Below are 7,940 nucleotides of genomic sequence, written 5' to 3' on the forward strand. Positions count from 1 at the left end.
CTTTGGGTGCGTTTGTGGGAGGGCGCTTTAGCGCGCGACGATCAAACCACCCAAACCCAATTAAAACCCCGCCTCCAGCAACACCAGCTCCTGATCCAACCCCTTCAACACTTCACACCACAACCCATGCCGTTTCGCGCTCTCAATCAACGGCCCAAGAATAGCGCCGCGCTCGGTTAGCCGCTTCGCCTCCACATCCTGCAACATCGAAGCCTTGTTATTTGCGGTGTTTTCTACCACCTGCCACACCAACGCCAGCCAAGCGGCTTTCCCTTCACCACCGTTTGGCGGTGCAATACCTTCTTTTTCTAGAATCGTCGCCACTTCCTCTACCACAGCTATCACACGGCCTGAGTAGGCATCGCTGCGCAACGCTCCATTACGCACACCATGCAGGGCTACCAACGGGTTGATTGCCGCGTTCACCGCTAATTTCTGCCATAGGCGGCTGCGAATATCACCTACCGCCGTGGCGGTAAATCCGGCGTTACTCAGCAGTGCTGCCAAGGTGGTCGCTAATGCTGTGTGCTGATTGTCCAAATCCCCCACAAACGTAGGCCCGCGACCAGCGTGGACGACACTGTCATCGCCGGTTACATAAGCGCCTTGCGTGGTCGTCGCGCACAGTACCGGGCCGTGCCACGTTTGGCTGATGCGCGGCTGGGCATAAAAACCGTTTTGCCATAGCACCAGGGGAGTCGAGGAGGGCAGTACGCTGGCTACACTCGCCAGCGACGCCTCGGCAACCATCGCTTTGGTAGTGATGTGCACGAAAGCTGGCGGTGCCGCCGCACCAGCCGCCAATCGTTCAGCGGTGAACGAAGGTAAGTGTTGCGCACGTGTTTCGCCTTCCGGCGTGGTCAGTATTTGCTGGCCAGGCAGTGGGCGGCGGCCAATGACGGCCACCTCAGTAAGCGGTGCCAGTGAGTGTGCCAACAAGCGGCCAATGGCCCCGGGGCCAAGAATCCAGTGGGTGTTCATCGTTATACGTCTTTATCAGGGACTTGTTGGCGTCATGGCGAACCTGACCGGGTGGTGACGTGTAGCAAAGAGAAATGAGCGCTAGCTCGGCGCGTTGCCCAGGCTGGCCAGCCGCTCACGACTCAGAGTGAGGTCTTCGTTTTTGTTCACACCAATGCCCTGGTCGATGATCTCTTGGGCGATCTGCTGTGCCTCTTCCAATGAGTGCATCACGAAGGTGCCGCACTGATATTCATTGAGTTCGGGAATGTCTTCCATGCGTTTGACGGCCAGCACGTCGTGCATGGCGGCCAGCCAGGCTTCGCTGACGCGGGATTCGCTGGGGCTTCCCAATAGGCTCATGTAGAAGCCAGTGCGGCAGCCCATGGGCGAAATGTCGATGATCTCGACGTGCTCGTCATTGAGGTGCTGGCGCATGAAGCCTGCGAATAGGTGTTCCAGCGTGTGAATGCCCTTTTCGCCCATCATGGTGTCATTGGGCTTGTTGAAGCGCAGGTCGAAAACGGTGATGGTGTCGCCGGAAGGCGAGGTCATGGTTTTGGCAACCCGCACGGCGGGGGCATTCATGATGGTGTGGTCGACGGTAAAACTATCAAGTAGTGGCATGTTGCCTCCAGGTGACGGTAAACGGTATGGCATGGTACCACGATAGCCACTGACCAGCGGCTCACGGGCTTCTCGTGGTTGGGGGTCCACCCGCTCCCGCTGGCGCTTCAGTCGTGAATGAGATAGATCAATCAGTCTCTGCTTTCATACCGTTTCTTCTGTGTGGATGGGAGCGCGAAGGCGTTGCAGGCGTTCGGCTTGCGCCCGTTGCCGAGCTGCAAGGTCGGGGGGCTGGGTGTGATCTGCCAACAGGCGGATGGCCGCATCTACCTGCAACGTTCCCAATTCCGTGCCGTCCCGTTGACGCAGAGTGACGCTACCTTCCGCAGCTTCGCGTTTGCCGACGATCAGCAGAAACGGTAGGCATTGCAGCGTCTGTTCACGGATTTTATAGCCGATCTTCTCATTGCGAACGTCAGCGTGAGCGCGAATGCCTGCGCCGCAAAGAGCTTCTGCCAGCGTAGCGGCATAGTCCGCCTGCGCCTCGGTGATCGACAGAACGACCGCTTGTCGAGGGGCCAGCCAGGGCGGCAGCTTGCCAGCGTGATGCTCAATCAGAATGCCCATGAAACGCTCCAGAGAGCCGAACAGCGCGCGGTGTAAAAGTACCGGACGCTGCCGTTGGCCCTGTTCGTCGATGTAGTCGAGACCGAAACGTTCGGGAAGGTTCATGTCCACTTGCAAAGTGCCGCATTGCCAGTCGCGGCCAATGGCATCACGCAGCACGAACTCCAGCTTGGGGCCGTAGAAGGCCCCCTCGCCGGGGTTGATCTGGTACGGCAGGTCCATGCTGTCGAGGGACGTGGTCAGCGCGTCCTCGAGCTGATCCCATAGGGTATCACTGCCCATGCGGTTGGCGGGACGGGTAGACAGTTTCAGATTCACGTCTTCGAAACCGAACTCGCGATAGATATCGAGCACCAGCGCCACGACGCGGCGGCACTCTTCGTTCATTTGCGCGGGGGTGCAGTAGATATGGGCATCGTCCTGGGTGAAGTGCCGAACACGCAGCAGCCCGTGGAGCGCCCCCGAAGGCTCGTAACGATGTACCTTGCCAAACTCTCCCATGCGAATGGGCAGGTCTCGATAGCTCTTCAGACCGTGACGAAACAGCAGCACACTGCCGGGGCAGTTCATGGGTTTGAGTGCCAGGGCACGGCCGTCTTCCGTGTTCGTGGTGAACATGTGCTCCTGATAGTTGTGCCAGTGCCCAGAGGTTTCCCATAGGCTGCGGTCCATCATGTCGGGCGTATTGACCTCGACGTAGCCACTGCTCTGCTGGCGGCGTCGCATGTAGCTGATCAATGTCTGCAGCACCGTCCAGCCATCGGGGTGCCAGAAGACCGAGCCCGGGGCTTCTTCTTGAAAGTGGAAGAGCCCAAGCTGGCGCCCCAGGCGCCGGTGGTCGCGTCTTTCTGCTTCTTCCAGGCGTCGCAGATGCGCCTTGAGCGCCTTGCGGTCTGCCCAGGCAGTGCCGTAGATACGCTGCAACTGTGCGTTGCGTGCGTCACCTCGCCAATAGGCCCCCGACAGTTTGGTCAGCGTAAAGTGCTTGAGAAACCGGGTGTTGGGCACATGGGGGCCGCGGCACATGTCGACGTATTCCTGATGGAAGTAGAGCCCCAGATAGTGTTCATCCGGCAGTTCTTCGATCAACCGCTGCTTATAGCTTTCGCCACGCTGACGAAAGAGCGTTAGCGCGTCATCTCTGGCAACACGCTGCTTGCCGACCTCGTACTCCTGGTCGATCAGCGCTTTCATGCGCGTTTCGATGGCGGCCATGTCCTCCGGCATGAAGGGGCGCGCGTAGGCAATATCGTAATAGAAGCCATCTTCGATGACGGGGCCGATCACCATTTCAGCTGCTGGGTAGAGCTGTTTGACGGCGTGCCCAAGCAGATGAGCGCAGGAGTGGCGGATGATATCGAGACCGTCAGGATCCTGATCGGTGATGACGACAACCTCGGCATCCTGGGTGATGGGGTCGCAGGCATCGACCCACTCGCCGTTGACGCGGCCGGCCAACGTGCGGCGTGCCAGGCCCGGGCCAATGGCAGCGGCTACGTTGGCCACGCTGGTAGGAGATGCCAACTGGAGCTGTTGCTGGTCCGGCAGGGTGATCGTGACGAGTGCGTCTGGCGCCTGGGACGTATGGGGCATGTGGGGTTTCTCATGGTCAGTGGTAACGAGCGTATGCCAGCGGCTCATGGCAGGCTCCTCCAGTTCCACTCGCTGCGTGCTACGGCATCATGGGCGTGCAGGCTTTCAGCGTGCACCACCTTGAGCGCAAAGCCTGAAAGGAAAGACTGTTGCGACAGGGTGTGGTGCAGGCGACGGGCGGCATCCTCGCAGAACATCAGGTTTTGGCCATTGGCCAGCGCAAAAGCCTGCTCATCGATACGCTTGACGGCAGTTTGCAGAGCCGTGCCCAGGGCGTGTTCCACTTTGTCGACGAGGGCCAGCAGTGGCAGGTCGTTCTCGCCGTCTGCCAGCCGAACCTTGACATGGGCTTGACTGCGCTGACTGTGGGGCGTGGCCAGAATGCCCTGTTCGCTGCCCAGCCAGGCGTGGACGGCCTCGCGGCTGACGGGCATATCGGTGAAGTCTTCGGCAAACGCCTGCTGAATCAGCTGACGGGCCAGCGCTGCAGAGCAAGGGCAGGTGGAGGAGTAGCCAACGCTGAGGCTCAGCTCTGCGTCGAACCCGTCAGGCCCCAGGCGGCAGCGGAGGGTGAAAGGGTAGGTTTTCCATCCGGCGAGCGGGCTGATCAGCGCAGGGCGATTGAGCAGGGCATCGCCTGCCAGCTCCAGAAATGCCTGCTGGGAAAGGTCCTCATGGCTGGCCAGAAACGTGTTCAGGATCTGGCGAACAGTGCCCAGGGTGAGTTGCTGATGTTCAAGGGCCGCCAGGGCCAGGTAGAGCCGCGACATGTGGATACCGCGGGCCTGGCGGTCGTCCAGGCTGACGCCTGCCGACGCGCGGCCTGCCAGAGTGTGGCCCGCTACCTTCAGCGGCAGTGCGATGCCTTCCATGCCCACCCAGCTTAGCGTGCCATGCAGGCGGCTGGAGGTGCGGGCGATGTCTTGCAGCGTGTGATTCATGAGCAGCTCGGCGGTCAATTGATGGAATGTTATAACATAACAAATACTCGATGCGATGATAGCTCGCTGCCCTCGTGTGTGCAAATGGCCAATAACCAGTGACAGGCGCTGAATCGACGTTTCTTTTTGAAACGAATCTGGCATCATTGATAATTATTCTTATGTTGATGTTGGCAACATATTCTATCGAGAGGGCTAGGCATGGCGTTGAGTGCAAAGGGATGGGGCGTGGCGGCAGCAGGTGTGCTGGTGGTTGGCGCTGGTGGGTATGTCGCAGCTCAGGCGATGGTGGGCAATCAGGTGGAGCAGGCGCTGGCCGATAGCCTCGCCGAGCTGGATCGGTCGGTCTCCTACGAGGTGCATGATGTGCAGATCGACAAGGGCCTCTTCGATACCCGAGCCACGGCCACGATCGCCATGCGCGGGTTCGAAGACGCCACGGCGGACGTCAACCTGTTCGTCAAGCACGGGGCGCTGAGCGCTGATATTACCGGCGAAATCGTGCCCAATCAGGCTCTGGTGCAGGGCGTCATCGATATCGACCTCAAGGCAACACGTTCCGCCATCGAAGGGCAGCTGAGCGCCACCGAGCTGGATGGCGTGGCGCTGGATGTGCTGGTCGACCAGCTGGTGGTGGGGCTCGATCGCGGTGCCGACGGGCATTGGCACCTGGATACCCGGGCTCAGGAAATCACCTACCATGGCGACAATGAAACCGTGCGCATGGCGACGCCACGGCTGATCCTGAACACTCGTCATCACGAAGGCGAACCCGTGCTGCTGCAGAGTCTCGACATACCGCGCACGGAAATATTCGTGGAAGGCGTGCGGGTCTACCTGGAGGGTATGGAGTCGGAGAGCGAGTCACGAGGGGAGGTCATCGTCCACCAGAGCGGCCATTTCCGGATTGACGAGATGGGCGTGGATGATACGTCCTTTGGTAGCGTGGCCTTCGAGGTGAGTGCCGACAACTGGGACCTGGAGGCGCTGCAAGCCTTTCAAGAAGCCTATGCCCCCCTCATGGCCATGCACCTGGATGCCGAAGAGCGCGGCGTGCCGGTGGATGCCGAGCAAGAGCGTGTGCTGATGGCCGAGGCTCTGGAAAGCAGCTACGCCATGCTGGTTGCCAGCCCCACCATGGCCATCGACCCCCTGCAGGCCCATATCGTACTGCCCGACCTGGGCATCGACTTCAAGCCTCGCTTCACCACACACATGGCCTTCGACGGTCAGGACCTCGCCAAAGGAGCGCTCTACGGTGCCTTCTGGCCGGTTGGGCAGCCGTTACCCGAAGGCCTGATGAGCGAAGAGCAGATGATGAGCCCCTTCGAGGCTCAGGAGTATCTCAGCCGTCGCCTGAGCCTGGCGTTGACCGTAACCACACCTCCCGATTTGGTATTGGGCTTTATTCCGATGCCGTTTGCCGCCATGCTGGATAGCGAGGCGGAAGAGCAGGAAGTGCTTTGGCAAGAAGGAAGCCTGATGATCAATGGTCAGCCGATCATGTAATGGGGCACACCCGCTCTCCATGAACCTGGGTCTACGGAAGGAAATATCATGATGCTCACTATGGTTATCGTGCTGGTGGTGGTGGCTCTGATCGCCGTCTATATGGTGTCGGTGTACAACCGACTGGTGTCGTTGCGCAACCGCTTTCAAAACAGCTTTGCGCAAATCGAGGTGCAGCTGAAGCGGCGTCACGACTTGATTCCCAACCTGGTGGAAACCGCCAAGGGCTACCTCAATCATGAGCGGGAAACGCTGCAGGCGGTGATCGAAGCGCGTAACACCGCCGCCGCCGGCCTGAAAGCCGCCGCGGCCAACCCTGGCAGCGCCCAGGCCATGGCGCAATTGGGTGGTGCAGAGGGCGCGCTGACTCAGGCCATGGGGCGGCTGAACGTGGTCATGGAGGCCTACCCGGACCTGAAAGCTTCGCAGAACATGCAGCAGCTGTCGGAAGAGCTGACCAGCACCGAAAACAAGGTAGCGTTTGCCCGTCAGGCGTTCAACGACGCGGTGATGCACTACAACACCTATCGCCAGAGTTTCCCGCCGATTGCCGTGGCGGGCATGCTGGGGCATGGGCAGGATGCCACGCTGCTGACCTTCGAAGACAGCGCCCAACTGCAAACGGCGCCGAGCGTCTCGTTCTAGACGTGATGCCCAGGCCCGGGTGACCACAGGGAGGCCAATGCCATGGATTTCTTTACCGCACAAGACCACGCCAGGCGCAACACGGGCCGTTGGGTGGTGCTGTTGCTCCTCGCCATCGTCTCGTTGATTGGCGTGACCACGCTAGTGGTGGCCATTGCGCTGTACATGATGGGCGCCAGCGGCAGTCAGGCTCAGTCGGTCGAGCAGGGGGTGTTGACCATGCTCTCCTGGGAGCTGCTGGTGGCGGTGGCTGTCGGCGTGCTGGCGCTGGGTGGGGTTCGGGGGGCTGTACAAGCAGCGCCAGCTGCGTCGAGGCGGCCGTGTGGTGGCGGAAGCGCTGGGCGGCCGTCTGATCAACCTCGACACGCGCGATCACGACGAGCGGCGGATCCTGAATGTAGTCGAGGAGATGGCCATTGCCTCCGGGACGCCGGTGCCTGCGGTATACGTGCTGGAAGAGGAGGGGATCAACGCCTTTGCGGCCGGTTATCAGCCTGCCGATGCGGTGGTGGGCATTACCCGAGGCGCCATTCGGCAGCTCACCCGCGATGAGCTGCAGGGGGTGGTCGCCCATGAGTTCAGCCATATTCTGCACGGCGACATGCGCCTGAACATCCGGCTGGTGAGCCTGCTGCATGGCGTGCTGCTGATTGGTCTGGCAGGCGGCATGATGTTGCGCAGCTTGCGCTTTCGAAGAGTCAGCAGCAACAAGCGCGACAACTCGGCGGCGATAGTGCTGGGCCTTGGGCTGGCGCTCACCTTGATCGGCTACGCGGGCACTTTCTTTGGCGGGCTGATCAAATCGGCGGTGAGCCGTCAGCGGGAGTATCTGGCCGATGCGGCAGCCGTGCAGTACACCCGCAACCCACAGGGGATAGGCGGTGCGCTGGTGAAAGTGGGAGCCCATGCCAAGGGCTCGCACCTTTCGGCACCTCAGGCGGCCGAATTCAGCCACCTGTTTTTCAGTCAAGGAGTGTCGTCGGGGCTAAGGCCAGCTCATGGCGACGCATCCGCCGCTCAAGTCGCGCATTCAGCGCGTTCTGCCCGACTGGCACGGTCGTTTCGAAGCCTTGCAGCCAGCGCCTTCGGAGCAAGAGC

7 protein-coding genes are annotated in these 7,940 nt (G+C 60.7%); 3 read left to right on the forward strand and 4 right to left on the reverse strand.

From position 1 onward, the window contains the following. Positions 1-60: 60 nt before the first annotated feature. The 4 genes from B7L71_RS07995 to folE2 form a co-directional block, all read right to left on the reverse strand. On the reverse strand, positions 61-981 hold the full coding sequence (locus B7L71_RS07995) for a ketopantoate reductase family protein (protein ID WP_081137177.1): 921 nt from the start codon (positions 979-981) through the stop codon (positions 61-63). Between the two features lie 81 nt (positions 982-1,062). After that, positions 1,063-1,587: an S-ribosylhomocysteine lyase gene (gene luxS / locus B7L71_RS08000; RefSeq protein ID WP_081137179.1), complete on the reverse strand. Its 525-nt coding sequence runs from the start codon at positions 1,585-1,587 to the stop codon at positions 1,063-1,065. Positions 1,588-1,731: 144 nt separating this feature from the next. Continuing rightward, positions 1,732-3,747 (reverse strand): threonine--tRNA ligase, encoded by a 2,016-nt coding sequence (gene thrS, locus B7L71_RS08005; protein ID WP_081137306.1) that lies wholly within the window; start codon positions 3,745-3,747, stop codon positions 1,732-1,734. A gap of 44 nt (positions 3,748-3,791) precedes the next feature. Next, positions 3,792-4,688 (reverse strand): GTP cyclohydrolase FolE2, encoded by an 897-nt coding sequence (gene folE2 / locus B7L71_RS08010; protein ID WP_081137308.1) that lies wholly within the window; start codon positions 4,686-4,688, stop codon positions 3,792-3,794. 201 nt (positions 4,689-4,889) lie between these two features. On the opposite strand from folE2, the gene B7L71_RS08015 reads away from it, so the two are divergent. From B7L71_RS08015 to B7L71_RS08025, 3 genes are all read left to right on the forward strand, one after another. After that, positions 4,890-6,197 (forward strand): DUF945 family protein, encoded by a 1,308-nt coding sequence (locus B7L71_RS08015; RefSeq protein ID WP_081137181.1) that lies wholly within the window; start codon positions 4,890-4,892, stop codon positions 6,195-6,197. 48 nt (positions 6,198-6,245) lie between these two features. Then, positions 6,246-6,842, forward strand: a complete 597-nt coding sequence (locus B7L71_RS08020) for a LemA family protein (RefSeq protein ID WP_081137183.1) — start codon at positions 6,246-6,248, stop codon at positions 6,840-6,842. Between the two features lie 325 nt (positions 6,843-7,167). After that, positions 7,168-7,940 (forward strand): M48 family metalloprotease (locus tag B7L71_RS08025; protein WP_249273202.1); only part of this gene is annotated, 773 nt, incomplete at its 3' end.

The sequence above is a fragment of the Halomonas sp. BC2 genome, from assembly GCF_002078115.1.
Lineage (GTDB): Bacteria > Pseudomonadota > Gammaproteobacteria > Pseudomonadales > Halomonadaceae > Vreelandella > Vreelandella stevensii.

Excerpts from the sequence above, each read along its gene's own strand:
- B7L71_RS07995 (WP_081137177.1), bottom strand. The coding sequence starts at position 981 with ATGAACACCCACTGGATTCTTGGCCCCGGGGCCATTGGCCGCTTGTTG.
- luxS (WP_081137179.1), bottom strand. The coding sequence starts at position 1,587 with ATGCCACTACTTGATAGTTTTACCGTCGACCACACCATCATGAATGCC.
- thrS (WP_081137306.1), bottom strand. The coding sequence starts at position 3,747 with ATGCCCCATACGTCCCAGGCGCCAGACGCACTCGTCACGATCACCCTG.
- folE2 (WP_081137308.1), bottom strand. The coding sequence starts at position 4,688 with ATGAATCACACGCTGCAAGACATCGCCCGCACCTCCAGCCGCCTGCAT.
- B7L71_RS08015 (WP_081137181.1), top strand. The coding sequence starts at position 4,890 with ATGGCGTTGAGTGCAAAGGGATGGGGCGTGGCGGCAGCAGGTGTGCTG.
- B7L71_RS08020 (WP_081137183.1), top strand. The coding sequence starts at position 6,246 with ATGATGCTCACTATGGTTATCGTGCTGGTGGTGGTGGCTCTGATCGCC.